This is a genomic window from Stenotrophomonas sepilia, assembly GCF_003244875.1.
Taxonomy (GTDB): domain Bacteria; phylum Pseudomonadota; class Gammaproteobacteria; order Xanthomonadales; family Xanthomonadaceae; genus Stenotrophomonas; species Stenotrophomonas sepilia.
This window is the reverse complement of the sequence record NZ_LXXZ01000056.1, coordinates 77,308-103,545: the sequence shown is the minus strand read 5'-3', so window position 1 is coordinate 103,545 and position 26,238 is coordinate 77,308. Positions and strand designations below refer to the sequence as shown.

Genomic DNA, 26,238 nt, shown 5'->3' with positions numbered 1-26,238 from the left:
GGTGTCACTTTCTTTGCTCCTGCAAAGAAAGTAACCAAAGAAACACGCCGCCGGGGCGCGAGCCGTCGCTACGCGCCGGTACCCTGCGCTTCTCGGCGAATCAGGGGACGGCGCCGAACTCGCTGCGCTCAGACATCGGCGCCTCTTCGCCCCTGATTCCCCTGCGATGCTCTGCTCGCTCAAGGCGGACTGAAAGGTCAAGATCAAGATCAAGAACAACAGCATCCCCCGTCGCGAAGATGTACTGGGTGCAGCTGTGGCATTTGACCTTGGGTCCGCCTTGAGCGAGCCGAGCACCGCAGGTCCGGCGAGGGCGAAGAGGTGCGGGTGTCTGAGCGCAGCGAGTTCCCGCACCGTCCCTCGGCGGGCCGAGGAGCGCAGGGCACCGGCGTGCGCAGCACGTCGGCTCGCGCCCTGGCGGAGCGTTTCTTTGGTTACTTTCTTTGCGCGCAAAGAAAGTGACACCCCCCGCGGTCGCGGAAACGAATCTCCGTGCGCACAAACGAAAACGGCACCCTCGCAGGCGCCGTCTCCATGAACCGCTTTACGCAAAACCTCAGAACTTCGCGTCGAACTCGGCGGCGTAGCCGGTGTTCACCAGCACCTTCTGCAGCGACTCGGCCACCTTCAGGTTGCCGGCCACGATCTGGTGGGTCTCCGGGCCACGGTTGTCCATGCGGCCCAGGGTCGCGCCCTTGAAGTCACAGACCTTGCCGCCCGCCTCGCGGACCAGCAGCAGGCCGGCGGCGATGTCCCACGCCTTCACACCGGCCTCGAAGTAGGCGTCGGCACGGCCGCAGGCCACGTAGGCCAGGTCCAGTGCCGCCGAACCGGTGCGGCGGATGTCCTCACCGTGCACCAGCAGGGCGTCGACCGCCTTCAGCTGGGCGCTGGCGCGGCTGCGCTCGCGCGGGGCGAAACCGGTGTGGATCATCGTGCCTTCCAGATCCTTGCGCTCGGCCACGCGGATGCGGCGGTCGTTCAGCACGGCGCCGGCACCCCGGCTGGCGGTGAACAGCTCATTGCGCAGCGGGTCGAAGATGACCGCGTCGGTCGGCTCGCCGTTCTCTACCAGCGCGATCGACACGCAGTAGTGCGGCACGCCACGCAGGTAGTTGCTGGTGCCGTCCAGCGGGTCGATGACCCACATCTGGCGGCGCTCGCCCTGCACGCCACCTTCTTCGCCGAAGATGCCGTAGTCCGGGTAAGCGCGCTTGAGTTCCTTGACGATGACCTTTTCCGCGTCCGCATCCACTTCGCTGGCGTAGTCCATCCGGCCCTTCTGCACCACGTTCAGTGCCTCGAGCTTGTTGATGTTGCGCAACAGGACGTTGCCGGCGAGGCGGGCGGCCTTGACCATGACGGTGACGGCGGGTTTCTGCATGGCGTGGGCTCCCGGAAAGGCAGAAGAGATGGACTGGCGGGGGAAAAGAGCGGGTCCGGCGCAGTGGCCGGCCGCACAGTTTACCATTGGTCATCGTCCAGCTCGACCTTTTCCCTGTTCATGTCCCAGTTTCCTGCCACCACCCGCCTCCGATTCGTCCTGGTCGGTACCCAGCACCCCGGCAACATGGGGGCCGCCGCCCGTGCCCTGAAGACCATGGGCCTGGCCCGCCTGGTGCTGGTCGCCCCCGAGAAACCGCTGGACGAGGAGGCCTTCCGCCGCTCTGCCGGTGCCGAAGATGTGCTGGGGGACGCCCCGGTGGTCGCCACCCTGGCCGAGGCCGTGGCCGATTGCCGCCTGGTGCTGGGCTGCACCGCGCGTGCCCGCCGCGTGCAGCTGGAGGAGTACCTGCCGGCCGATGCCGCCGCTCGTGCGGTGGCCAAGGCGGGCGAGGGCGCCGAGGTGGCGCTGGTGTTCGGCCGTGAGCGCACTGGCCTGACCAACGAAGAACTGCAGCTGTGCCACGCGGCGGTGCACATCCCGTCCGATCCGGCGTTCAGCTCGCTCAACCTGGCTGCCGCCGTGCAGGTGCTGGCCTATGAGACACGCATGCAGCTGCTGGGCGCGCAGCCGGCCGCGGACGCCGAGCCCGGTTTCCGCGAACAGGCAGCAAGCCATGAACAGATGGAGAGTTTCTTCGCCCAGCTTGGCGACACCCTGGACGAGATCGATTTCCACAAGGGCCGCGCGCCGGAATCGGCGATGCGCAAGCTGCGCCGGCTGTTCCTGCGCAGCGAGCCGAGCGAGCAGGAAGTGCGCCTGTTGCGCGGCATCCTTGCCGACACCCAGCGGATGGCGCGGCTGGCGCAGGCGGGCAACAAGGACAGCTGACGACGTTCTCATTTTTTCGGGTAGTCTGTCCGGATACCCAGGGGGGATGAAGCCTGTGTCGGGTCTGCGAAGGGCAGTGCAGAGGGGACTGCTGAGCCTGGTCATGATCCTGCTGGCCGGGACGGTGCATGCAGCACCGGACCGGGTGCTGGTGCTGGGCCGGATCAGCGATGATCCCAAGGCCCATCACGAGCAGCTGCAACCGTTGCTGGACTATGTAGTGGCACGCATGCACGACGTCGGCATCACCGAAGGGCGGATCCTGATGGCACGCGACCCGCAGCAGATGGCCAGCTATCTGCGGCGGGGGCGGGTCGACTGGGTCACGGAAACGTCGGGTACGGCGGTGGCACTGGGCCAGCGCAGTGGCGCGCGGCCGCTGCTGCTGACCGAGCGCAATGGCGTGCGTGAGTACCAGACCGTGTTCTTCGTGCGTCGCGACAGTCCGATCCAGCGGATCCAGGACCTGCGTGGGCATCGCCTGGCGCTGCAGAACACGGCGTCCACCAGTGCCTACCTGGTGCCGGTGATGACACTGCTGCAGGAAGGGCTGGCGCCGCAGATCCTGGCCGGTGTGTGGGACGTGCCGGGCCGGGACAGCGTGGGGTACGTGTTCGCACGTAGCGAGTTGAACATCGCCACGTTCGTGCACAAGGGCATGGTCGAAGTGGGGGCGGTGAGCAGCGTGGACTGGAATGACGAGCGACGGATGCCTGCAGCATTCCGGCGCGACTTCCGCGAACTGCTGCGCACCGAACCCTACCCACGGGCGGTGGAAATGGTTCGCGCCGACCTTGACCCGCGGGTGCGTGACCGGCTGCAGGACGTCCTGCTGCAGGCGGCCAGCGACCCGCAGGCACAGGGGGCGCTGCATCGGTTTTTCGGCACTTCCGGTTTCCACCGCGTCGATGCGCATGCGCAGCAGCGGCTGGATGAATTGAAACAAGGATTGACGCGCGTGCGGATGGAAGTGGAATGAAGTGGCTCGGCTCGGGAATGCAGGCCCGGTTCCTGCTGGCGATGGGCGGGGCGATGGTCGTGGTGGTGGCGATCCTGGCGGTGTTGCTGGGGCGGCAGGCGGCGATGCAGCGCGAGGTGCGCAACCTCAGTGGTGGCGTCATCCATGAACTGTTCGACCGCAGCGTGCGCAGCCGCGGCGAAGCAATGGCGCGCGAGCTGTCCGACGCGCTGGCCAACCCGTTGTACTACCGCGACCTGGACCAGGTCGGTGCGCTTGTGCGCAGCACCGCACGGCAACCGGTCGTGCGCTATGTGCTGGTGTTCGACGAACGCGGCCGGCTGGTGCATGACGGCTCGATAGAGGTGTCCGGCTTCGGCCAGCCGATGACCGACCCGCTGGCCCCCAAGGCCGCGGTGGCGCAGGCGCTGGTGGTGCAGGAATCGCCCAAGGTGCTCGACAACACCATGCCGATCATGGTCGGCAACCAGCGCATCGGCGGCGTCCGCGTCGGCATGGCGCTGGACGAGGTGCAGCAGCGCGAACAGGCCGCCAATGCCACGCTCGGCGAGCGCCTGCAGCAGGTCGGCAGCCGCCACCTGGGCTGGCTGCTGCTGATGCTGGGCCTGCTGGTGGTGATCGGCGTGGTGGTGATCCTGTACGTGCAGCGCACCCTGGTGGCGCCGATCCGGGACCTGGCCGCTGCGGCGCGCCGCATCGAGGCTGGCGACTACCAGGCGCCGCTGGCCGAGAACACCCGCGACGACGAAGTCGGCGAGCTGGTGCGCGGCTTCGCCCGCATGCGCGATGCCATCGCCCGCCATGACCGCGAGGTGCGGCGCATGGCCTATACCGATGCGCTGACCGGGCTGACCAACCGGCTGGCATTCCGGGAAGCGCTGGACCATCGCCTGATGGCCGCGCGCGCATCCAATCATCGGCTGGGCCTGCTGTTTGCCGATATCGACGACTTCAAGCGCGTCAACGACACCCTGGGCCATGAGGCCGGTGACGAAGCGCTGTTGCAGTTCGCGCAGCGCATCGGCAGTGCGGTTACCGAAGCCGGTGGCGATGAAGCGCTGCTGGCCCGCTTTGGCGGCGACGAGTTTGTGATCCTGGTCGGTGATGGCGACGTGGCGGCCAACGCACGGCTGCTGGCCGAAGTGCTGGTGCGCGAGCTGGGCAAGCCGCTGGTGGTGCAGGGCCGGGAACTGTTCCTGGGCACTTCGATCGGCGTGACCCTGTTCCCGGACGATGCCGCTGATGCGACCACGCTGCTGAAGAACGGCGACATCGCCATGTACCAGGCCAAGATGGCCGGCAAGAACTGCTACCGCTATTACAGCCGTGCGATGGACCACGCGGTCGAGCGCCGCGTGCACATGGAGCAGGAGCTGCGCGGGGCCTGGGAGCGCGGCGAGCTGCGCCTGGCCTACCAGCCCATCTTCCGCATGCGCGACCGGCGCATGGTCGGCGTGGAAGTGCTGCTGCGCTGGCAGCATCCGACCCTGGGAACGATTCCGCCGTCGGTGTTCATCGAAGTGGCCGAGCAGAGCGGGTTGATCGAGCTCATCGGCCCGAAGGTGCTGCGTGCGGCCTGCATGGAAGCCTCGCAGTGGCCACGCGGGGCGGGCGGCGATGATCTGTTCGTGTCGGTGAATGTGTCGCCGCGGCAGCTGCGCGGCGGTGAACTGCCGGCATTGGTCGCGCAGTGCCTGCACGAGTCGGGGCTGCCGGCGTCGCGCCTGCACCTGGAACTGACCGAAACTGCGGTGATCGGCGACGAAATGGTTGCCGCGCAGCTGCTGGACAAGCTGCACCGCACCGGCGTGAAGGTCTGGCTGGACGATTTCGGTACCGGCTTCTCCGGTCTCAGCCATCTTCGCCAGGTGCCGGTGGACGGCGTGAAGATCGACAAGAGCTTCGTGGCCGACATGCAGCGCGATCCCGACGATCTGGCGCTGACCACGGCGATCATCGCCATGGCCCACGCACTGGGCATCACCGTGGTGGCCGAGGGCATCGAGCAGCAGGCGCAGTTCGAACTGCTGGTGCAGCGCGGCTGCGATCTCGGCCAGGGCTACTGGCTGAGCCACCCGGTGACCGCCACCGAAGTGGTGCGGATGATCGAGTCGGGCCTCTGACCGACACAAAAGGGGACGGAGGGGATTAAGTCGCTTATGCATTTGCGACTTAATCCCCTCCGTCCCTTTTTTTACAGCGGGCGCTTGCTCGGGTCGCCGGGCAGTTCGCGCACCAGTTTCGGGATCAGATAACCGGACAGGCGTGCGGTCAGGCCGGCAATCAGTGCCTTGGCCTGGGCATCATCCACTTCGAAGTGGGCCACGCCTTCGACCCGGTCCAGCTGGTGCAGGTAGTAGGGCAGCACGCCGGCGGCGAAGCTGCGCTCGCTCAGGTCCTGCAGGGCCTGCACGCTGTCGTTGACCCCGCGCAGCAGTACCGCCTGGTTCAGCAGCTGGGCGCCGACGCCGCGCAGGCGGGCCATCGCCGCGTCCACGCTGGCGTCGAATTCATTGGCGTGATTGGCGTGGACCACGATCGCCAGCGGCCATGGCAGGCTGCCCAGCCAGCACACCAGTTCATCGTCCACGCGTTCCGGCAGCACGATCGGCAGCCGGGTATGGATGCGCAGGCGGCGGATATGCGGAATCGCGCGCAGGGCGTCGGTCAGCTCGACCAGCTTGTGCGTGGCCAGTGACAACGGGTCACCGCCGGACAGGATCACCTCATCGATGTCCGGGTCGGCCGCGATGGCGGCTACGGCCTCCTGCCAGCCACCCTTGGCGGCGTTCTCCGCGGCATAGTCGAAGTGGCGGCGGAAGCAGTAGCGGCAGTTGATCGCGCAGCTGCCCGTGGCGACCAGCAGGGCGCGGCCACGGTACTTCTGGATGACGCCGGTGGCCTTCCTGGCGGCACCATCGCCCACCGCGTCGAAGCTGAACCCGGGCGCCGGGCGCATTTCCTCGTCGATCGGCAGCACCTGGCGCAGCAGCGGGTCGGCCGCATCGCCCACACGCATGCGGGCCACGAAGCCCTCGGGCACGCGCAGTGCGAACTGGTTCATGGCCGCCTCCGAGACACCCAGCGCCGCCGGGTCCAGCTGCAGCCGGGCCAGCAGGGCGTGGGGGTCGCGCAGCGCCTGGCGCCAGAGCTGCTGCCAGCGCACGGGCGCGCCTGGCGACTGGGGCCGGGGGAAGGCGGAAAGCTGCATGGAGAGGGGGCCTGCGGTTATCATGGGGGCAGAAAAACAGTCGCCCACCGGCATCCGGTGGGCTTTCCATTCTAACGGCTCGCCGCACCCGCGGCGTTTCTGCCACTCAGGAGTTTACGCATGGCCAGCTACGGCATGAACGACGTCAAGAACGGGATGAAGATCCTGGTCAACAACCAACCGGCCGTCATCATCGACACCGAATACGTCAAGCCGGGCAAGGGCCAGGCCTTCACCCGCGTGAAGTACCGCCTGATCAAGGACGGGCGTACCCAGGAAGTGACCATGAAGTCGACCGACTCGCTGGATGCAGCCGACGTCGTCGATACCGACATGAACTTCATGTACAGCGACGGCGAATACTGGCACTTCATGGATCCGGAGTCCTTCGAGCAGGTCCAGGCCACCAAGGCTGGCATGGGCGGCGCCGAGAAGTGGCTGAAGGGCGAAGAGTCCTGCGTGGTCACCCTGTGGAATGGCGAGCCGATCTTCGTTCAGCCGCCGAACTTCGTCGAACTGAAGATCACCGAAACCGATCCGGGCGTCCGTGGCGACACCTCGGGCGGCGGCGGCAAGCCGGCCACCCTGGAAACCGGTGCCGTGGTGCGCGTGCCGCTGTTCGTCAACCAGGACGAAGTGATCCGTGTCGACACGCGTTCGGGCGAATACTCCGCACGCGTCAAATAAGGTTCCGGCCGCAGGCCGACCTTGCTGTAGAGCCGAGCCATGCTCGGATACGCGCCAGTGCATTCGCGCTGGCGCTCCCATGATCTGCTTCGGCAGATCATGGGCCGCGCTTCACGGGTCTCCAGACCCCGCCGCTTCGCGGCAGCCCCTGACTCAGGGGCGTGTTCCCCAGAAGTATCTCGCCGCCCCCAGCCAGTGAGCCCGCATGAGCGATAGCCCGCACCTCCCCGAAGCCTGCGACCTGCTCATCGAAGCCGGTCATGTCGTTCCGATCGAGCCGCATGCGGTGGTGCTGGAAGACCATGCCGTTGCCGTGCGTGGCAGCGAGATCGTGGCCATCCTGCCGCGTGCCGAGGCGCGCGCACGCTTCCGTGCCGCACAGGTGGTCAGCCGCCCCGAGTCGGCGCTGATGCCGGGCCTGGTCAACGCGCACACGCACAACCCGATGACCCTGCTGCGCGGCGTCGCCGACGACCTGCCGCTGATGACCTGGCTGCAGCAGCACATCTGGCCGGTGGAAGCGGCGGTGATCGGCCCCGAGTTCGTCGCCGACGGCACCACCCTGGCCATCGCCGAGATGCTGCGCGGCGGCACCACCTGTGCCAACGAGAACTACTTCTTCGGCGACGTGCAGGCTGCGGTCTACAAGAAGCACGGTTTCCGCGCACTGGTTGGCGCGGTCATCATCGATTTCCCCACCGCCTGGGCCAGGACCGACGACGAATACTTCGCCAAGGCCGGTGAACTGCATGATCAGTGGCGCACCGATCCGCTGATCGGCACCGCGTTCGCGCCGCATGCGCCGTACACGGTCAACGATGCCAACTTCGAGCGGGTGCGGATGCTGTCCGACCAGCTCGACATGCAGGTGCACCTGCATACCCACGAGACCGCGCAGGAGATCAACGATTCGATCAAGCTGCACGGCCAGCGCCCGCTGGCGCGGCTGGATCGGCTCGGCCTGGTCAACGACCGCCTGATCGCGGTGCACATGACCCAGCTGACCGATGCGGAAATCCACCTGTGCGCCGAACGCGGCGTCAGCGTGGTGCATTGCCCGGAATCGAACCTGAAGCTGGCCTCCGGTTTCTGCCCGGCCTGCGCCCTGCAGCGCGCCGGCGTGAACCTGGCGATCGGCACCGATGGCTGCGCCAGCAACAACGACCTGGACATGTTCAGCGAGAACCGTACCGCAGCGATCCTGGCCAAGGCCGTGGCCGATGATGCCACCGCGCTGGACGCGGCCACCACGCTGCGCGCAGCGACGCTGGGCGGCGCCCGTGCGCTGGGCTTTGCTGACCGCATCGGTTCGATCGAAGTCGGCAAGCAGGCCGACCTGGTCTGTGTCGACCTGTCGGCGCTGGAAACCCAGCCGCTGCACAACGTGCTGTCGCAGCTGGTGTATGCCACCGGCCGCCAGCAGGTCAGCGACGTCTGGATCGCCGGCAAGCCGAAGCTGGTGCAGCGCGAGCTGGTCGGCATGGACCTGCCGGGCATCATCGCCAACGCGCGCCAGTGGCGCGAGCGCATCCGTCATATCCGCGCCTGATCCCTGGCGCCGCAAGGACCCCTCATGACTGCCCCCCACGCTTCCTCCAATTTCGATCAGGCCGAGCTGGACAAGTTCGCCGCGCTGGCCAACCGCTGGTGGGACGCTGACGGCCCGCAGAAGCCGCTGCATGCGCTGAACCCGGTGCGCCTGAAGTACGTGGCCGACCGCGTACCGTTGCGTGGCGCGCGCGTGCTCGACATCGGCTGCGGTGGCGGGCTGCTGAGCGAAGCGCTGGCGCAGGCCGGCGCCGACGTCACCGCCATCGACCTGGCCCCGGGACTGGTGAAGGTCGCGCGCCTGCATGCGCTGGAAAGCGGCGCCAAGGTCGACTACCGCGTGCAGGCCGCCGAGGATCTGGCCGCCGAGCAGCCGGGAAGTTTCGACGTGGTCACCTGCATGGAAATGCTGGAGCACGTGCCAGACCCGGGCGCGATCATCGACGCCTGCAAGCGCCTGCTGAAGCCGGGCGGCCACCTGTTCCTGTCGACCATCAACCGCACCGCGGCCGCCTTCGCGGTGGCGATTGTCGGCGCCGAGTACGTGGCGCGGCTGCTGCCCAGGGGCACCCACCACTACCAGGAATTCATCAAGCCGGCCGAGCTGGCGCGCTGGCTGCGCGAGGCCGACCTGCAGCTGGTGGATGTCAGCGGCATGGCCTACGAGCCGTGGCGCAACCATGCCCGCCTGAGCAGCCGCACCGACATCAACTACCTGGCCTACGCGGTCAAGCCGGCATGACCTCCGCCCGCTTCCCGCGTGCGGTGCTGTTCGACCTGGATGGCACGTTGCTGGACAGCGCGCCGGACTTCGTCGCCACCTGCAATGCGATGCTGGCCGAGCGGGGCCGGGCAGCGATCGATCCGGCGCAGCTGCGGCCGGTGGTCTCCAAGGGCTCGCGCGCGATGGTCGGGGCCGCTTTCCCGGACCTGGATGCCGCTGCGCGCGATGCATTGATCCCGGAATTCCTGCAGCGCTACGAAGCGCTGATCGGCCAGCACGCGGTGCTGTTCGACGGCGTGGCCGGCATGCTCGCCGCGCTGGATGAGGCCGGTACGGTATGGGGCATCGTCACCAACAAGCCGGAGTACCTGGCGCGCCTGATCCTGCCGCAGCAGGGTTGGCAGCAGCGCTGCGCGGTGCTGGTCGGCGGTGACAGCCTGGCCGAGCGCAAGCCGCACCCGCTTCCACTGCTGCACGCTGCGCAGGCCATTGGCATGGCCGCCGAAGACTGCGTGTACGTGGGTGATGACGAGCGCGACATCATCGCTGCACGTGCTGCCGCGATGCCGTCGGTGGCGGCGCTGTGGGGCTACCGCCTGCAAAGCGACGATCCGCTGGCCTGGCAGGCCGACGTGCTGGTCGAGAACGCTGAACTTCTGCAACTGGCCAGTCTCTGGCCGACCCGGCCGGCAGCCCCGGCCCAGCCGTAAGGAATCCCGTAGTGAGCAGTACCGCGCTGGACAGTTTCCTCGACAAGTGGCGCAGCCGTTGGCCGGAATGGTCGGTGGCCGCCCCGTTCGTGGCCGAACCGCAACGCGAGCTCGCAGTGGCGTGGTTTGCGCTGCTGCAGGAGTTCGACGACATGCTCAACACCAGCGGCGATCCGCTGCCCGCCGATGCCAAGCTGGCGTGGTGGGGCGAGGAGCTGCGCAGCTGGGCAGGGCATCGTTCGCGCCATCCGCTGGGCCGTCTGCTGGAGCCGGTGCGTGCGCCGTGGGTGCAACTGGCCGAAGCACTGCCGGACCTCGTTGAAGCGCGTACCGTTGCGCTGGATGCAGCCGGTGCCGAGCGTGCGCTGGTCAATTACGCCGACGCCGTGGCCGCAGTGGAAGCGGCCTTGTTTGCCGACAAGCCGCGCACCGGCGCCGGTCGTGCGGTGCAGCTGCAGACCCTGGCCCAGCGCCTGCAGGACGCCGGCGTGGCCGGTGTGCCGCGCAGCCTGTTGGATGAGGATTCCAGCACGGCCGCGCAGCGCTGGGCCCAGTACCTGTTGAAAGGATGGGGCAGCCGCGTGCCGGGCCCGCGCCCGCGGCGCGTGTGGTCGAGCCTGGCGCGCGCCCGCGTTGCCGCGCAGGCCGCAGGCAAGCCAATCGAAGCCACCCCGGTGCGCACGTTGCTGCGCGTGTGGTGGGCTGCCCGCGGTTGATCCAACTGTCTGGTAGTGCCGGCCGCTGGCCGGCAGCTCGGGCACTGCAGAATTCATGCGGTTGCCGGCCAGCGGCCGGCACTACCGTTATTTGCGTTCCAGCACCAGCAACGGGTCGATGCGGGTGTCGAACCAGTTCATGCCCCAGTGCAGGTGCGGGCCGGTGGCACGGCCGGTGGCGCCGACGGCAGCGATCACCTGGCCCTGCTCCACACGGTCGCCAACTTTTACGTCGATGCGCGAAAGGTGCAGGAAATTGGAACTGACCCCGAAGCCGTGGTCGAGCAGTAGCGTGCCACCGGTCAGGTACAGGTCCGGCCCAGCGAAGGTCACGATGCCGGCCGCCGGCGCCTTCACCGGGGTGCCGGTCGGCGCCGCGATGTCCATGCCGGAGTGGCCGGCCCCCGGCTGCCCGTTGTAGACGCGCGCATTGCCGAAGCGGCCGCTGATGCGGCCCTGTACCGGCCAGATGAAGGTCTGGGTGAAGTCGGTGCGGTCGTCATCGCGGGCACGTGCGGCGGTCACCTGCGCCTGTTCGCGCTTGATCCGCTCGGCAATCGCCGCCGGCGGATTGACCGTCTTCGGCGGCACGCCGTTCACCCGCTCGGTGGGCCAGTCGCGCGGCGTTACCGCAATGGTCGCGGTCTCGCTGCCACCATCGGGGCGTTGCACCTGTATGCGCAGCGGACCCTTCTCGTCGCGGCCGATGCCGAACACCACGCTGCCGTAGCCGCTCACCCGCAGCTGGCGGCCGGCGTACTGCACGCGACTGCCTGCGGGCACCTTGCCGATCACCAGCGCGCCCTGCGAGGCACTGGCCGGGAACACCACGCGGCTGTCGATCAGGCTGCCAATGCCATCCTGCGCGTTGGCCGAAGATGTGCAGAGCAGGGGCGCGGCCAGCAGCAGCGCCCCGATCATCAGTGCCGAACGCATCAGCGGTCGTAGGTCATGCGCTGGCCGGCGGGCTCACCCACCAGCTTGCTGCCGTCCCACACCAGCTGGCCGTTGACCCAGGTGGAGGCGATGCGCGAGCGGAAAGTGGTGCCTTCGAACGGCGACCAGCCGCACTTGGACAGCACGTCCTCGCGCTTGACGGTGAACGGCACGTCCTCCACCAGCACCAGGTCGGCAAAGTAGCCTTCGCGCAGGAAGCCGCGTTCTTCCACGTCGAACAGCTGCGCCGGCGCATGTGCGAATTTCTGCACCACCTGCTCGCGGGTCAGCTTGCCTTCGTGCACCCGCTCCAGCGCGGCCACCAGCGCGTACTGCACCAGCGGCAGGCCCGACGGCGCCTGCGCGTAGGGCTTCTGCTTCTCTTCCCAGGTATGTGGCGCGTGGTCGGTGGCCAGCACGTCCAGCACGTCATCGGCCAAGGCAGCGGTGATTGCCTCGCGGTCGGACACTTCCTTGATCGCCGGGTTGCATTTGATCAGGTTGCCCTTGGTCGCGTAGTCCGGGCGCGCGAAGTGCAGGAAGTGCACGCAGGTTTCGGCGGTGATCTGCTTGCGGCTGCCATCGGCGCGGATCAGCGGGCCCTTCTCGAACAGCGCCAGCTCATCGGCGGTGGAGATGTGCAGTACGTGCAGGCGGGTGCCGTGCTTGCGTGCCAGCGACATTGCCAGGCGGGTCGACTTGATGCAGGCTTCGCGCGAACGGATGTCCGGGTGCATGTCCGGGGTCAGCGCATCGCCGTACTTTTCCTGGAAGGCCTTGAGGTTGGCATCGATCATCGGCGTGTCTTCGCAGTGCGTGATGATCGGGGTCGGGCATTCGCGGAAGATCGCGTCCAGCGTTTCCGGGTTGTCGACCAGCATGTTGCCGGTCGAAGCACCCATGAACACCTTCACGCCCGGGGCCTTCTTCGGGTCCAGGGCACGGATCGCGTCCAGGTTGTCATTGCTGGCACCGTGGTAGAAACCGTAGTTGGCCCAGGCGCGGCCGCGCGCGAGCTCGTACTTGGCTTCCAGGATGGTTGAATCCAGCGTCGGCGGGTTGGTGTTGGGCATGTCCATGAAGCTGGTCAGGCCACCGGCCACGGCGGCCGCCGATTCGCTGGCGATGTCGCCCTTGTGGGTCAGGCCCGGTTCGCGGAAGTGCACCTGGTCATCGATCATGCCGGGCAGCAGCCAGCGCCCGGCCGCGTCCACCACCTGCTCGCCGTCGCGCGGCGCGAGCCCGCTGCCGATCTGCGCGATGCGGCCGTTCTCGATGCGCAGGTCACCATCGAAGGTGCGGCCTTCGTTGACCATGCGGGCGTTGGTGATGAGGGTGGAGGACATGTCAGTGTTTTCCTGTGCAACGGCAAGAGGGGGCGTTGGGGGACTCGGGCACGGGATCGAAGCCGCCGGGATGGAACGGATGGCAGCGGCCCAGCCGGCGCGCAGCCAACCAGCTGCCGCGCAGCGGGCCGTGCCGCGAGATGGCGTCCATCGCGTATTCAGAACAGCTCGGCACGAAACGGCAGCGCGGCCCCAGCAGGGGGCTGATGAAGCGCTTGTAGAAGCGCAGCAGGGCAATGAGCAGGCGCGAGATCACCCAGTCATCTTATGCCAGTTGGCATGAAGGACGCATTTGTGCAGGATGGGGCGTTGGTCGCATGTCGCCGATGGCCTGCGACCGGTACCAGCACCGTCGGGTGCTGGCCAGGTTCCGTACCGCGCAAGGCGGTCCGTGTTCGTCGGACTGCCCTCCAGGGCGCCTTGGCTCCAGGACTGAATGGAGCAGGGTGCCGAGGTTGCTGCTGCGGGTCGGGTAGGCTATAAAGGCCCGCTTTCCCGGGCCCCGGGAAATCCAAGGAAGAGCGTTTCGTGGCTGCTAAAAAAACTGCAAAGAAGGCCGCAACGGCCGCCAAGAAAACCGCCAAGCCTGTTGTGAAGAAGTTGGCGGCAAAGCCCGTTGCCAAGAAGCCGGCCAGCAAGCCGGCGACCAAGGCAGCGTCCTCGCAACCGGCGGCCAGGAAGGCCACCGCAAAGAAAACGCCGGTCAAGGCAACCAAGCCGGTGGCGAAGAAGGCCGCTGCGCCCGCCAAGGCCAAGCCAGCCGCCGCCAGCAAGAAGGCGCCGGTGAAGAAGACCGTCAGCAAGGCCGCGCCGGTGAAGAAGGCCGCCGCCAAGCCGGTGGTCAAGAAGGCCGCCGCCAAGCCAGCGCCGAAGGCGGTGGTGAAGAAGGCTGCAGCCAAGCCGGTCGCCAAGCCCGTAGCAAACAAGGTCGCTGCGGCTAAACCGGCCGCCACGCCCGCCGCTGTAAAGAAGGTTGCCAAGAACGTTGCCGCGCCGGCCGCAAAGCCGACCCCGGCCCCAGTAGTGAAGTCCGCACCGAAGCCTGCTGCCAAGCCGGCTCCGGCCAAGCCTGTCCCGGCCAAGACCGTGGCAGTGGCGGCAGCCCAGCCGGCCTCAACGCCGGCCCCGGCCGCCGCTCCTGTCGCTTCGAAGGCCCCGCAATCCAAGAATCCCGTGCCCGTTTCGAAATCGCCTGCCAAAACCGCCGTGAAATCCGATTCCGCCCCGAAGACCGTGTCGCGCCCTGTCGGCAAGGTTGCCGTGGCCGTCGCCGCCCGCTCGGCAGCACCGGCCCCGCGCAGCAAGTACAAGGTGGTCGAGTACAAGACCGACGAGGCCACTGGCCGCCCGATCCTGCCGGCTGGCTACAAGCCGTCCTCGGAAGAGGAATACATGAGCCCGCTGCAGCAGGAGTATTTCCGCCAGCGCCTGCAGAACTGGCGCGCGGACCTGGTGGAAGAGTCCAAGCAGACCATCGAGAACCTGCGCGAGGAAGTGCGTGACATCGGCGACGAAGCCGAGCGTGCGACCCGCGAGACCGAGAACTCGCTGGAACTGCGTACCCGCGACCGCTACCGCAAGCTGATCGGCAAGATCGACAGCACCCTGAAGCGCCTGGAAGCAGGCGACTACGGCTACTGCGTCGACACCGGCGAAGAAATCGGCCTGGAGCGCCTGGAAGCGCGCCTCACCGCAGAGCGCACCATCGACGCCCAGGAGCGTTGGGAGCACCTGCAGAAGCAGCAGGGCGACTGATTCCAGTTCGTTGTCTGGTCATGCGAAAAACCCGGCTTCGGCCGGGTTTTTTGTTGGGTTCGTGTTGGCTGCGTAGAGCGGCGCCTTGCGGGTATCGGCGTGAGCCTGCGGGTGGGTCCGGGCAGGACACGCTGCAAGTACATCCCTGTAAGCTCGGCCGCGGCATCCATGCCGCGGACGGTCCTGCCCGGACCCTCCCGCAGGCTCTCGACGGTTTCCTGCGTGCGCGGCCGATGTAGAGCCGAGCCCACGCTCGGCTCAGGCCGAAGCCGGAGGGCAAGGAAGAGCAAAAGCAAAAGCAGAAGCAGCCAAGCATGGCTTGGCTCCACCAGGAGCGGTCATGCGTGCGCTCGCGGCTGTTGGGTCCGCCTTGTAGCGAGCCGAGCACCGCAGGGGAGTCAGGGGCGAAGAGGCCGCTCGATCCTGTAGAGCCGACTGCTAGTCGGCTGGCTCTCCGCGCCGTCCCCTGATTCGCCGAGGAGCGCAGGGCACCGGCGCGCAGCGCCGGCTCGCGGATGGCGGCGTGTTTCTTTGGTGACTTTCTTTGCACGAGGAAAGAAAGGCACACCCCGCCGCGGTCGCGGAAGTAGCCCGCCGGGCGCGGCCCGGCGCAACCGCTGCGTGGGCGCACGGAAATACGCAGCCGAGCATGGGCTCGGCTCTACAGGTTCACTGCAGGTCGCGAAGATTCAGTTTCCGCAGCGTTGGGTTCTTCCACGCGGTGATCCCGGCCACGCTCAGCACCGCGAATCCGCCCAGCACCACCGCCGGCACCAGGCCGAGCAGCTTCGCCATCGTGCCGGCATAGAACGCGCCCAGCTCGTTGGACGAACTGATGAAGATGCCGTTGATCGACGATACGCGACCGCGCATCTCTTCCGGCGTAGCCAACTGCAGGATGGTCGAGCGGATCACCACCGAGACGCCATCGAACGCGCCGTAGAACAGCAGGATCAGCGCCGACAGCCAGAAATGCTGCGACAACCCGAAGCTGATCACGCACAGGCCGAAGCCGGCCACCGCGAACAGCAGGACGCGGCCGGCATTGCGCTGCAGCGGGTGGCGCGCCAGCCACAGGCCCACGCACACCGAGCCCAGCGCCGGCATCGCGCGCAGGATGCCCAGGCCTTCCGGGCCGTGGTGCAGGATCTCGTGCAGGAACGCCGGCAGCATCGCTACCACGCCGCCCAGCAGCACCGAGAACATGTCCAGCGCCATCGCGCCGACCATGATCCGGTTGCCGACCACGAAGCGCGCGCCTTCGGCGATGCTCTTGAAGATCGGTGCGGCCGGACCGGTATGCACCGGTTCTTCCACCTTCAGCGTGGCCAGGCAGGCCATCGCCACCAGCGCAAAGGCTGTAGCCACCGCGTAGGACAGGCCCTTGCCACCGAAGCCGACCAGCACGCCACCCAGTGCCGGGCCGGCGATCATGCCGGCCTGGAACACCACCGCGCCCAGGCCGGCGCCACGGGCGAACTGGTCACGGGCCAGCACGCGGGCGAACAAGGCGTTGTAGATCGGCGACAGGAAGGCGCGGACCATGCCGGTCAGCGCGATGGCCGCATAGATCGGCCACACGCCGTCAATCGGCAGCCAGCCCATGGCTACGCTGGTCAATACCAGTGCAGTGGCGATCAGCCCGCAACAGGCGACCATGCCCAGCCGACGGCGCGGCAGGTGATCCACCAGGTAACCGGCGAACGGAGCCACGCAGAAGAACGGCACGACCTCGGCCAGGCCGATCAGGCCCAGCGAGAACGGATTGCGGGTGACTTCGTAGATGTGCCAGCCGACAGTGACCGCGACCACCTGGTAGGACAGCATCGCGAAGATGCGGTAGGCCAGCAGCCTGGCGAAACCGGGGCGGGACAGCAGGCCCAGTGCACTGTCTTCGGCTGTGGCGGGTTCGCTCACGACGGGTCGCGCTGCAGCTGCGCCTGCGCCGTCTCGCGGATGAAGGCCAGCATCGCCGCCACACCATTGCTGCGGGTGGGCGAGAGGTGGCGGGCCAGGCCGATGTCCTGGATGTAGCTCGGCTCGGTGTCCAGGATCTCCTGCGCCGAGCGCCCGGAGTACACGCGCAGCGCCAGGAAGATCAGGCCGGAGACAATCGCCGAATCGCTGATGGCATGGAAGCGCAGCGACTGCGCGTTGCCCTCGGGCACGATCCAGACCATCGACTGGCAGCCGAGCAGGCGATGCTCTTCGGTCTTCCATTCTTCCGGGAAGGGCGGCAGCTTGCGGCCGAGGTCGATCAGGTACTGGTAGCGCTCGGACCAGTCGCCGAAGAAGCCGAATTCCTCGGCGATGGCGGCCTGGGCCTCGGCGGCGGTGGGTTCAAGCGGGAACGGGGAGTCGGTCACAACAGTCTCTACGGTGGGGGCGTGGCCGGCGGACCGGCCACGGGGCAGGGCAGGTCAGCTGCGCTTGCGCGACCAGCGAACGCCCTGCGGGGTGTCATCCAGCACGATGCCTTCGGCGGCCAGCTGGTCGCGGATGGCGTCGGCACGGGCGAAATCGCGTGCCTTCTTGGCCGCGGCGCGCTCGTCGATCAGGCCCTGGACGCGGGCATCGTCGTCCTCGTCGCCCGCTGCGGTGCCGAACCACTGCGCCGGGTCGGCCTGCAGCAGGCCCAGCACCAGGCCCGCACCGAGCAGCTCGCCCTTCAGGCGTGCCTGTTCGGCCGGGTCGGTGGCACGACGCGCGTCGGCGGCGATGCGGGCCACTTCGGCCAGCGCCTGGGGTGTGTTGAGATCGTCGTCCAGGGTCGCTTCGACGCTGGCGGGGATCACTGCCGTGGCCTCGATCGACGCCAGTTCGCGCAGGGTGCCGTACAGGCGGTCCAGGGTGCGCACCGATTGTTCGATCAGCGCATCAGACCAGTCCAGCGGCTGCCGGTAGTGGGCCGACAGCAGGGCCAGGCGCAGCGCCTCCGGCGGATGCTGGCGGACCAGGTCGTGTACGCGCTCGATGTTGCCCAGCGACTTGCTCATCTTGGCGCCGCCGAAGTTGAGCATGCCGTTGTGCAGCCAGAAACGGGCGAAGATCCTACCTCCGTGGGCGCATTCGCTCTGCGCGATCTCGTTCTCGTGGTGCGGGAACTGCAGGTCGACGCCGCCGGCGTGGATGTCGATGGTCTCGCCCAGGTGGGCTGCGGCCATCGCCGAGCATTCGATATGCCAGCCCGGACGACCCCGGCCCCACGGCGATTCCCAGCCGGGCAGGTCGTCGCTGGACGGCTTCCACAGCACGAAATCACCCGGGTCGCGCTTGTACGGGGCCACGTCGACACGGGCACCGGCCAGCATTTCTTCCGGGTCACGGCGCGAGAGCTTGCCGTAGCCGTTGAAGCTGGCGACCGCGAACAGTACGTGACCCTCGGCGGCGTAGGCATGACCATTGGCGATCAGCTGCTCGATCATGGTGATGATCTGCGGCATGTGCGCGGTCACCTCCGGCTCGATGTCCGGCGGCACCACGCCCAGCGCGGCCATGTCTTCACGGTAGGCGGCGGCGAACTTGCCGGTGATGGTGCTGATCGGCACGCCCTGCTCGCGCGCAGCGGCGTTGATCTTGTCGTCCACGTCGGTGATGTTGCGGGCGTAGCGCAGCGCGCCGAAACGGCGCCGCAGCAGATCGGCCAGCACCCCGAACACCACTGGGCCACGGGCGTTGCCGATGTGCACGTAGTTGTAGACCGTGGGGCCGCACACATACAGGGTCGGACAGGCCGGGTCGAGCGGAGTGAACGGTTCGAGCTGGCGAGTCAGGTTGTTGTGCAGGCGCAGGGTCATGGGGCTGTGGCTGGGGGACAAGCCTGTGATTTTAGAACGTGTCGGCCCCCTTTGGGGGCACTGGCTGCCACCGGTGGACGCCGGGTCCATCCTGGGTGGGGTGGGCAGGAGCAGCGTGGACGGGTAATGTTCAGCCCCTTGCGCTCGCCACTGCCTACACTATTGCCGTGTCCTTGCTCCCGTCGCCAATGAAATCCACCGCGTTGCTGACCCTGGCCTGCCTGTCGGCGCTGCCCGCCGTGGTGCTGGCCCAGGAGACCGAGCCCCGCAACCGGGTGGTGATCGTGGAGAACGTGAAGTTCGACTACGCCCAGGTGCTGAACGTCGAGCCGGTGTTCCAGACCCTGCGCGCGACCCGCACCGAGGAGCACTGCGAGCCGGTGTCGACACGGACCCTGGCCCCGGTGAACGTGACCGGCGAGGAGCCGGTCGAGGACAAGGGCCGGATCAGCCGCTTCTGGGATTCGGTGCGCTCGATGTTCAAGCGCAGCGACGAGGAGCCCTCCGAAGAGGCCGGCCCCGAAACGCCGGCCCCAGCGCCTGCCAACAATGGCCCGATGCTGACCCGCGACTGCCGCATCGTGCCGGTGGGGCGTGAATTCCGCCGGCCCATCGCCTACGACGTGGACTACGTCTACAGGGGCACCAAGTATCGGTCGCGGCTGCCGGAAGACCCGGGCAACCGGCTCAAGATCCGGGTGTCGATCACCCCCTGGGTCGGTCCGGAGCAGGGCGCCGCCGGCAATCCCTGATTCTGCGACCCCGGCCCCTTGCGCCGGTCACGGCCGCATGCAAAGATATTCGGCCATGAAGCTCACCGACTTCCAGCACGACAGCAGCGCAGCCCGACAGGCGTCTGGCATGACCTCGCGTGCGCGTCGACCGGAACCCCACATTCTCGCTGGGTAACCGGAGCTTTTTGCTGTTCGTCCGAAAAAAACCCAGCCCGCCGGCTGGGTTTTTTCGTTTCCGCGTTCTGAAAGCTGCAACTGCAACCTTTTCGTTTCACCTTTGCTTCCTGTTTTCCCTTCCACCGCGTCGAACCCGGCGCCGCCACGCAAGGAAAGATGATGTCCCCCAAGCACTTCCTGAACACCCAGGACTGGAGCCGCAGCGATCTCGACGCGCTGCTGACCCAGGCCGCGCTGTTCAAGCGCAACAAGCTCGGCGACCAGCTCAAGGGCAAGTCGATCGCGCTGGTGTTCTTCAACCCTTCCATGCGTACCCGCACCAGCTTCGAACTGGGCGCATTCCAGCTCGGTGCCCACGCGGTGGTGCTGCAGCCGGGCAAGGATGCGTGGCCGATCGAGTTCAACCTCGGCACGGTGATGGACGGCGATACCGAAGAGCACATCGCTGAGGTGGCCAAGGTGCTGGGCCGTTACTGCGACGTCATCGCCGTGCGCGCGTTCCCCAAGTTCTTCGACTGGGCCTACGACCGCCAGGACATCGTCCTCAACAGCTTCGCCAAGTACTCGCCGGTGCCGGTCATCAACATGGAGACCATCACCCATCCGTGCCAGGAGCTGGCCCACATCATGGCGCTGCAGGAGCACTTCGGTACCCAGGACCTGCGCGGCAAGAAGTACGTGCTGACCTGGACCTACCACCCCAAGCCGCTGAACACCGCCGTGGCCAACTCGGCGCTGACCATCGCCACCCGCATGGGCATGGACGTGACCCTGCTGTGCCCGACCGCCGACTACATCCTCGACGAGCGCTACATGGGCTGGGCCGAGCAGAACGTGGCCGAGAGCGGCGGTTCGCTGAAGATCAGCCATGACATCGACAGCGCCTACGCCGGCGCCGACGTGGTCTACGCCAAGAGCTGGGGTGCGCTGCCGTTCTTCGGCAACTGGGAACCGGAAAAGCCGATCCGCGACCAGTTCAAGCACTTCATCGTGGACGAGCGGAAGATGGCGCTGACCAACAACGGGGTGTTCAGCCACTGCCTGCCGCTGCGCCGCAACGTGAAAGCCACCGATGCGGTGATGGATTCGCCGCAGTGCATCGCCATCAACGAAGCCGAGAACCGCCTGCACGTGCAGAAGGCGATCATGGCCGCCGTTGCCGGGCGCTGATCCAACACTTCAGCCGACCAGCGGTCGGCTCTACCGAATTCCCATCCCCCAAGTGGACCTGATCCCCATGAGCAACAAAGACGTCGTTCTCGCCTTCTCCGGCGGCCTGGATACCAGCTTCTGCGTGCCCTACCTGCAGGAGCGTGGCTACAACGTGCACACCGTGTTCGCCGACACCGGCGGCGTGGATGATGAAGAGCGCGATTTCATCGAGAAGCGTGCCGCCGAGCTGGGCGTGACCAGCCATGTCACCGTCAATGGTGGCCCGGCCATCTGGGAAGGCTTCGTCAAGCCGTTCGTGTGGGCCGGCGAAGGCTACCAGGGCCAGTACCCGCTGCTGGTCTCGGACCGCTACCTGATCGTCGATGCCGCGCTGAAGCGTGCTGCCGAGCTGGGTACCCACATCATCGCCCACGGCTGCACCGGCATGGGCAATGACCAGGTCCGCTTCGACCTGGCCGTGAAGGCGCTGGGTGACTACCAGATCATCGCGCCGATCCGCGAGATCCAGAAGGAACACACCCAGACCCGCGCCTACGAGCAGAAGTACCTGGAAGAGCGCGGCTTCGGCGTGCGCGCCAAGCAGCAGGCCTACACCATCAACGAGAACCTGCTGGGCGTGACCATGTCCGGCGGCGAGATCGACCGTTGGGAAGCCCCGGGCGAAGGTGCGCGTGGCTGGTGCTCGCCGCGCAGCGAGTGGCCGGAACAAGCGCTGACCGTCACCCTGAAGTTCGTCGAAGGCGAAGCGGTTGAACTGAACGGCAAGGCGCTGCCGGGCGACCAGATCCTGGCCCAGCTCAACAAGCTGTTTGCCCCGTACGGTGTTGGCCGCGGCGTCTACACCGGCGACACCGTGATCGGCCTGAAGGGTCGCATCGTGTTCGAGGCCCCGGGCCTGGTCTCGCTGCTGGCCGCGCACCGCGCGCTGGAAGATGCCGTACTGACCAAGCAGCAGAACCGCTTCAAGCCGGACGTGGCACGCAAGTGGGTGGAGCTGGTGTACGAAGGCTTCTACCACGACCCGCTGAAGACCGACATCGAAGCCTTCCTGAAGTCCTCGCAGGCCAAGGTCAACGGCGAAGTGGTGCTGGAAACCCGCGGTGGCCGCGTCGACGCGGTGGCGGTGAAGTCGCCGCACCTGCTCAACACCAAGGGTGCCACCTACGCACAGTCGGCCGACTGGGGCGTGGAAGAGGCTGAAGGCTTCATCAAGCTGTTCGGCATGAGTTCGACTGTCTATGCGCAGGTCAATCGCGGTTGACCTGTGACGGGGGCGCCGGCCGCTGGCCGGCGCCTCGCAGCGTCAATGGAAGGTAGTGCCGGCCGCTGGCCGGCTCGTGGCACGGCTGGATCATTGCGGAGCCGGCCAGCGGCCGGCACTACCGATTTCGAACCCTACGGATATTCAGACACATGCTTGAACAGACGCTCGATCACCTGCAGGCCCTAGTGTCCTTCGACACTCGCAACCCGCCGCGTGCGATCACCACCGGTGGCATCTTCGATTACCTGCGCGCGAACCTGCCCGGCTTCAACGTCGAGGTGATCGACCATGGCGCGGGTGCGGTCAGCCTATACGCCGTGCGTGGGACGCCGAAGTACCTGTTCAACGTGCATCTGGATACCGTACCGGACTCGCCGCACTGGAGTGCCGATCCGCATGTGATGCGCCGCCTGGACGACCGTGTGGTCGGCCTGGGCGTGTGTGACATCAAGGGCGCCGCCGCTGCGCTGGTGGCGGCGGCCAACGCTAGTGATGGCGATGCCGCCTTCCTGTTCTCCAGCGACGAAGAAGCCAACGACCCGCGCTGCATCGCCGCGTTCCTGGCCCGTGGCCTGCCGTATGAAGCCGTACTCGTGGCCGAACCGACCATGAGCGAAGCGGTGCTGGCGCATCGTGGCATCAGCTCGGTGCTGATGCAGTTCGCCGGCCGTGCCGGCCATGCGTCGGGCAAGCAGGATGCGGCTGCCAGCGCATTGCACCAGGCCATGCGCTGGGGCAATCGCGCGCTGGATCATGTGGAATCGCTGGCCTCGGCGCGCTTCGGTGGACTGACCGGCCTGCGCTTCAACATCGGTCGCGTCGAAGGCGGTATCAAGGCCAACATGATCGCACCGGCTGCTGAGGTGCGCTTCGGGTTCCGCCCGCTGCCGTCGATGGACATCGATGGCCTGCTGGCGACCTTCGCCGGTTTCGCCGAGCCGGAAGCCGCCGTGTTCACCGAGACGTTCCGTGGTCCCAGCCTGCCCGCCGGTGACATCGCCGAGGCCGAGAACCGCCGCCTGCTGGCGCGCGACGTGGCCGATGCGCTGGAGCTGCCGATCGGCAATGCCGTGGATTTCTGGACCGAGGCGTCGCTGTTCTCGGCCGCTGGCTACACCACACTGGTATTCGGCCCGGGTGACATCGCCCAGGCACACACCGCCGATGAGTTCGTGACGCTGGACCAATTGCAGCGCTATACCCACGCCGTGCACCGGATCATCGCCGCCGGCGCCTGATCGACCCTACAACGCCGCCATGCCCCGGGCATGGCGGAACTGCAACGCGGCGACCGCCGCCTGTGACGAAACCGAAATGTCTCCTGCCCTCCAGCCCCACCGCCAGACCCGCCAGACCATCGTGCGCCTGCTTTCCAGCATGGCCAGCGCGAAGGAGATCAGCCAGTACCTCAAGCGTTTCTCGCAGCTGGACGCCAAGCGCTTCGCCGTGGTCAAGATCGGCGGCGCGGTGCTGCGCGACGATCTCGACGCGCTGACCTCTTCGCTGTCGTTCCTGCAGGAAGTCGGGCTGACCCCGATCGTGCTGCACGGCGCCGGCCCGCAGCTGGATGCCGAGCTGTCGGCGGCCGGCATCGAGAAGCAGACCGTGAACGGCCTGCGCGTGACTTCGCCGGAAGCACTGGCGATCGTGCGCCGGGTGTTCCAGCAGTCCAACCTGCGCCTGGTCGAGGCGCTGCAGCAGAACGGCGCACGTGCCACCTCGATTACCGGTGGCGTGTTCGAGGCCGAGTACCTGGACGTGGACACCTACGGCCTCGTCGGCGAGGTGAAGAAGGTCAACCTGGCACCGATCGAGGCCAGCCTGCGTGCCGGTTCGATCCCGGTCATCACCAGCCTGGGTGAAACCGCCGGTGGCCAGATCCTCAACGTCAACGCCGACTTCGCCGCCAACGAGCTGGTGCAGGAGCTGCAGCCGTACAAGATCATCTTCCTGACCGGCACCGGTGGCCTGCTGGACGAGGCGGGCAACGTGATCGATTCGATCAACCTGTCCACCGAGTACGACCACCTCATCGCGCAGCCGTGGATCCACGGCGGCATGAAGGTGAAGATCGAACAGATCAAGGACCTGCTCGACCGCCTGCCGCTGGAGTCGTCGGTGTCGATCACTCGCCCGGCCGACCTGGCCAAGGAACTGTTCACCCACAAGGGCTCGGGCACGCTGGTGCGCAAGGGTGAGAAAGTGCTGCGCGCCACCGCCTGGAGCGAGCTCGACCTGCCACGGCTGAAGGGCCTGATCGAATCCAGCTTCGGCCGCACCCTGGTGCCGGACTACTTCGAAAAGACCAGGCTGCTGCGTGCCTATGTCAGCGAGAACTACCGCACCGCGGTGATCCTCACCGACGAGGCCGAAGGCGTGTACCTGGACAAGTTCGCCGTGCTCGACGATGCGCAGGGCGAAGGCCTGGGCCGCGCGGTCTGGAACGTGATGCTGGAGGAGACCCCGCAGCTGTTCTGGCGCTCGCGCCACGGCAACCCGATCAACCACTTCTACTACGCCGAGTCCGATGGCTGCTACAAGCAGGACCATTGGAAAGTGTTCTGGTTCGGTGCCGATGGCATCGACCGCATCAAGACCTATGTCGACCACTGCGCCCAACGCGCGCCGAGCCTGCTGGGGTGAGCGATGAGTCCTCCTGACGTGTGGAACACGGTGCCTACCCTGCGCGGCCAGCACGTGGCGCTGCAGCCGCTTCAGCTTGAGCATGTCCCGGGCCTGCGCGCTGCCCTCGAAGGCAGCGGCCTGGACCAGCTCTGGTACACCCAGGTGCCGTCACCGCAGCAGGTCGAGCACTATGTGCAGGCCGCGCTGCAGGCGCACGCCGAAGGCAAGGTGCTGCCGTTCGTGATCCGCGACGCCGCCGGTGACATCATCGGCAGCACGCGCTTCTACGACATGGATGCCAGCGTGCCCAAGCTCAGCCTCGGCTACACCTGGTACACGCCGCGCGTGCAGCGCACCGGCGCCAACACCGAGGCCAAGCTGTTGCTGCTGCAGCACGCCTTCGAGGCCATGGGCTGCATCAGCGTGGTGCTGGAAACCAGCTGGTTCAACGTCACCTCGCGCACCGCCATCGCCCGCCTCGGCGCCAAGCAGGATGGCGTGCTGCGCAACCACAAGCGGCACGCCGACGGCACGCCGCGCGACACCGTCATCTTCTCCATCATCGATGCGGAATGGCAGGGCGTGAAGCGCCACCTGCAGTACCGCCTGGACAGTCACGCATGAACGATTCGACTTTTACCCTGGGCATCGTCGGTGCCCGCGGCCATACCGGCGCCGAGCTGATCAAGCTGGTGGCCGCCCACCCGCGGCTGAAGCTGGCTTTCGTCTCCTCGCGCGAGCGCGCCGGGCAGCGCCTGTCCGACCACCACCCGGAATTCCAGGGCGAGCTGCAGTACGAAAACCTGGACGCCGATGCGGTGGCGGCCAAGGGCGTGGACGCGGTGATCCTGGCCCTGCCCAACGGCCTGGCCGCGCCGTTCGTGGCCGCGCTTGAAACCGCGAAGCCGGACACCGTCATCGTCGACCTCTCGGCCGACTACCGTTTCGACAACAGCTGGTACTACGGCCTGCCGGAGCTGACCCGCGGCCGGTACAACGGCCAGAAGCACATCAGCAACCCGGGCTGCTATGCCACCGCGATGCAGCTGGCGGTGCATCCGCTGCTGGACCTGCTGGCGGGTCCGCCGCAGTGCTTCGGTGTCTCCGGCTACTCCGGTGCCGGTACTACGCCGTCGGACAAGAACAACGTCGAACTGCTGGCCGACAACCTGATGCCCTACGCGCTGACCAACCACGTGCACGAGCGCGAGGTGTCCGTACAGCTGGGCGTGGCGGTCGAGTTCATGCCGCACGTCGCGCCGCACTTCCGTGGCATCACGCTGACCGCCAACCTGTGGCTGAACCGCGTACAGACCCGCGAGCAGATCGTCGAGCGCTTCCAGCAGGCCTATGACGTTGAACCCTTGATCGAGGTGGTGGACGAAGCGCCGTGGGTCAGCCGCATCGCCGGCCGCCACGGTGCCCAGGTCGGTGGCTTCACGCTCGCGCCGGGCGGCAAGCGCGTGGTGGTGGTGGCGACGCTGGACAACCTGCTGAAGGGCGCGGCCACCCAGGCCATGCAGAACCTCAACCTCGCGCTGGGCATCGACGAACTGACGTCGATCCCGCACTGAACACGCC

Annotated in this window: 24 protein-coding genes; 16 read left to right on the top strand and 8 right to left on the bottom strand. The window is 67.2% G+C overall.

What is annotated here, in order from left to right; genetic code table 11:
* Positions 1-556: 556 nt before the first annotated feature.
* Positions 557-1,384: an inositol monophosphatase family protein gene (locus tag A7X97_RS11195; protein WP_049468091.1), complete on the bottom strand. Its 828-nt coding sequence runs from the start codon at positions 1,382-1,384 to the stop codon at positions 557-559.
* A 120-nt stretch (positions 1,385-1,504) separates the two neighbouring features.
* Here A7X97_RS11195 and A7X97_RS11190 point away from each other — a divergent pair, with 120 nt between their 5' ends.
* From A7X97_RS11190 to A7X97_RS11180, 3 genes are all read left to right on the top strand, one after another.
* On the top strand, positions 1,505-2,275 hold the full coding sequence (locus A7X97_RS11190; RefSeq protein ID WP_072168405.1) for an RNA methyltransferase: 771 nt from the start codon (positions 1,505-1,507) through the stop codon (positions 2,273-2,275).
* Between the two features lie 103 nt (positions 2,276-2,378).
* The gene (locus A7X97_RS11185) at positions 2,379-3,254 is read left to right on the top strand and encodes a phosphate/phosphite/phosphonate ABC transporter substrate-binding protein (RefSeq protein WP_245884984.1); all 876 of its coding nucleotides are present in this window, start codon (positions 2,379-2,381) and stop codon (positions 3,252-3,254) included.
* Entirely contained in the window at positions 3,251-5,377 is a 2,127-nt protein-coding gene (locus A7X97_RS11180; RefSeq protein WP_072168404.1) for a putative bifunctional diguanylate cyclase/phosphodiesterase, read from the top strand. The genes A7X97_RS11185 and A7X97_RS11180 overlap by 4 nt, the downstream gene beginning before the upstream one ends.
* A gap of 71 nt (positions 5,378-5,448) precedes the next feature.
* Here A7X97_RS11180 and epmB read toward each other — a convergent pair whose 3' ends face one another.
* Positions 5,449-6,489, bottom strand: coding sequence for an EF-P beta-lysylation protein EpmB (epmB, locus tag A7X97_RS11175; protein ID WP_111007931.1), 1,041 nt, complete (start codon positions 6,487-6,489; stop codon positions 5,449-5,451).
* Between the two features lie 96 nt (positions 6,490-6,585).
* Here epmB and efp point away from each other — a divergent pair, with 96 nt between their 5' ends.
* From efp to A7X97_RS11150, 5 genes are all read left to right on the top strand, one after another.
* Complete coding sequence (gene efp, locus A7X97_RS11170; RefSeq protein ID WP_005410381.1) at positions 6,586-7,152, top strand: elongation factor P; 567 nt, start codon at positions 6,586-6,588, stop codon at positions 7,150-7,152.
* A gap of 205 nt (positions 7,153-7,357) precedes the next feature.
* Positions 7,358-8,701, top strand: a complete 1,344-nt coding sequence (locus tag A7X97_RS11165) for a TRZ/ATZ family hydrolase (protein ID WP_053500540.1) — start codon at positions 7,358-7,360, stop codon at positions 8,699-8,701.
* A 24-nt stretch (positions 8,702-8,725) separates the two neighbouring features.
* Positions 8,726-9,442, top strand: a complete 717-nt coding sequence (ubiG, locus tag A7X97_RS11160) for a bifunctional 2-polyprenyl-6-hydroxyphenol methylase/3-demethylubiquinol 3-O-methyltransferase UbiG (protein ID WP_111007926.1) — start codon at positions 8,726-8,728, stop codon at positions 9,440-9,442.
* Positions 9,439-10,134 (top strand): phosphoglycolate phosphatase, encoded by a 696-nt coding sequence (locus tag A7X97_RS11155; protein WP_088497645.1) that lies wholly within the window; start codon positions 9,439-9,441, stop codon positions 10,132-10,134. The genes ubiG and A7X97_RS11155 overlap by 4 nt, the downstream gene beginning before the upstream one ends.
* A gap of 11 nt (positions 10,135-10,145) precedes the next feature.
* Complete coding sequence (locus A7X97_RS11150; protein WP_072168401.1) at positions 10,146-10,850, top strand: squalene/phytoene synthase family protein; 705 nt, start codon at positions 10,146-10,148, stop codon at positions 10,848-10,850.
* An 87-nt stretch (positions 10,851-10,937) separates the two neighbouring features.
* On the opposite strand, the gene A7X97_RS11145 is transcribed toward A7X97_RS11150, so the two are convergent.
* The 3 genes from A7X97_RS11145 to yidD are packed head-to-tail and all read right to left on the bottom strand — an operon-like array spanning position 10,938 to position 13,388.
* Positions 10,938-11,786 carry a M23 family metallopeptidase gene (locus A7X97_RS11145; RefSeq protein WP_111007925.1) on the bottom strand — a complete coding sequence of 283 codons (849 nt, stop codon included), beginning with the start codon at positions 11,784-11,786 and terminating at the stop codon, positions 10,938-10,940.
* On the bottom strand, positions 11,786-13,132 hold the full coding sequence (locus A7X97_RS11140) for a dihydroorotase (RefSeq protein WP_061478048.1): 1,347 nt from the start codon (positions 13,130-13,132) through the stop codon (positions 11,786-11,788). The genes A7X97_RS11145 and A7X97_RS11140 overlap by 1 nt, the downstream gene beginning before the upstream one ends.
* 1 nt (position 13,133) lies before the next feature.
* On the bottom strand, positions 13,134-13,388 hold the full coding sequence (yidD, locus tag A7X97_RS11135) for a membrane protein insertion efficiency factor YidD (RefSeq protein WP_014037867.1): 255 nt from the start codon (positions 13,386-13,388) through the stop codon (positions 13,134-13,136).
* Between the two features lie 272 nt (positions 13,389-13,660).
* Here yidD and dksA point away from each other — a divergent pair, with 272 nt between their 5' ends.
* The gene (gene dksA / locus A7X97_RS11130; RefSeq protein ID WP_111007924.1) at positions 13,661-14,887 is read left to right on the top strand and encodes an RNA polymerase-binding protein DksA; all 1,227 of its coding nucleotides are present in this window, start codon (positions 13,661-13,663) and stop codon (positions 14,885-14,887) included.
* Between the two features lie 669 nt (positions 14,888-15,556).
* On the opposite strand, the gene A7X97_RS11125 is transcribed toward dksA, so the two are convergent.
* Genes A7X97_RS11125 through cysS form a run of 3 tightly spaced genes read right to left on the bottom strand, consistent with a single transcriptional unit; the run spans position 15,557 to position 18,684 of the window.
* Positions 15,557-16,804 (bottom strand): MFS transporter, encoded by a 1,248-nt coding sequence (locus A7X97_RS11125; RefSeq protein ID WP_072168398.1) that lies wholly within the window; start codon positions 16,802-16,804, stop codon positions 15,557-15,559.
* The gene (locus A7X97_RS11120) at positions 16,801-17,253 is read right to left on the bottom strand and encodes a SufE family protein (RefSeq protein ID WP_061478045.1); all 453 of its coding nucleotides are present in this window, start codon (positions 17,251-17,253) and stop codon (positions 16,801-16,803) included. The genes A7X97_RS11125 and A7X97_RS11120 overlap by 4 nt, the downstream gene beginning before the upstream one ends.
* 54 nt (positions 17,254-17,307) lie before the next feature.
* Positions 17,308-18,684: a cysteine--tRNA ligase gene (gene cysS / locus A7X97_RS11115; RefSeq protein WP_072168397.1), complete on the bottom strand. Its 1,377-nt coding sequence runs from the start codon at positions 18,682-18,684 to the stop codon at positions 17,308-17,310.
* A gap of 188 nt (positions 18,685-18,872) precedes the next feature.
* Between cysS and A7X97_RS11110 the strand changes: the two genes are divergently transcribed.
* The 7 genes from A7X97_RS11110 to argC all read left to right on the top strand — a co-directional run bounded on the left by A7X97_RS11110 (position 18,873) and on the right by argC (position 26,231).
* Complete coding sequence (locus A7X97_RS11110) at positions 18,873-19,436, top strand: glycine zipper 2TM domain-containing protein (protein ID WP_111007923.1); 564 nt, start codon at positions 18,873-18,875, stop codon at positions 19,434-19,436.
* Between the two features lie 318 nt (positions 19,437-19,754).
* Positions 19,755-20,765, top strand: a complete 1,011-nt coding sequence (locus A7X97_RS11105; RefSeq protein ID WP_088497656.1) for an N-acetylornithine carbamoyltransferase — start codon at positions 19,755-19,757, stop codon at positions 20,763-20,765.
* A gap of 67 nt (positions 20,766-20,832) precedes the next feature.
* A complete protein-coding gene (locus tag A7X97_RS11100) occupies positions 20,833-22,029 on the top strand; it encodes an argininosuccinate synthase (RefSeq protein WP_072168394.1) in 1,197 nt (398 codons plus the stop codon).
* A 152-nt stretch (positions 22,030-22,181) separates the two neighbouring features.
* Positions 22,182-23,270 (top strand): acetylornithine deacetylase, encoded by a 1,089-nt coding sequence (locus A7X97_RS11095; protein ID WP_049412643.1) that lies wholly within the window; start codon positions 22,182-22,184, stop codon positions 23,268-23,270.
* A 76-nt stretch (positions 23,271-23,346) separates the two neighbouring features.
* Entirely contained in the window at positions 23,347-24,675 is a 1,329-nt protein-coding gene (locus A7X97_RS11090; protein WP_111007922.1) for an acetylglutamate kinase, read from the top strand.
* A gap of 3 nt (positions 24,676-24,678) precedes the next feature.
* Entirely contained in the window at positions 24,679-25,281 is a 603-nt protein-coding gene (locus tag A7X97_RS11085; RefSeq protein WP_088497649.1) for a GNAT family N-acetyltransferase, read from the top strand.
* Positions 25,278-26,231: an N-acetyl-gamma-glutamyl-phosphate reductase gene (gene argC / locus A7X97_RS11080; RefSeq protein WP_088497650.1), complete on the top strand. Its 954-nt coding sequence runs from the start codon at positions 25,278-25,280 to the stop codon at positions 26,229-26,231. The genes A7X97_RS11085 and argC overlap by 4 nt, the downstream gene beginning before the upstream one ends.
* Positions 26,232-26,238 lie beyond the last annotated feature (7 nt).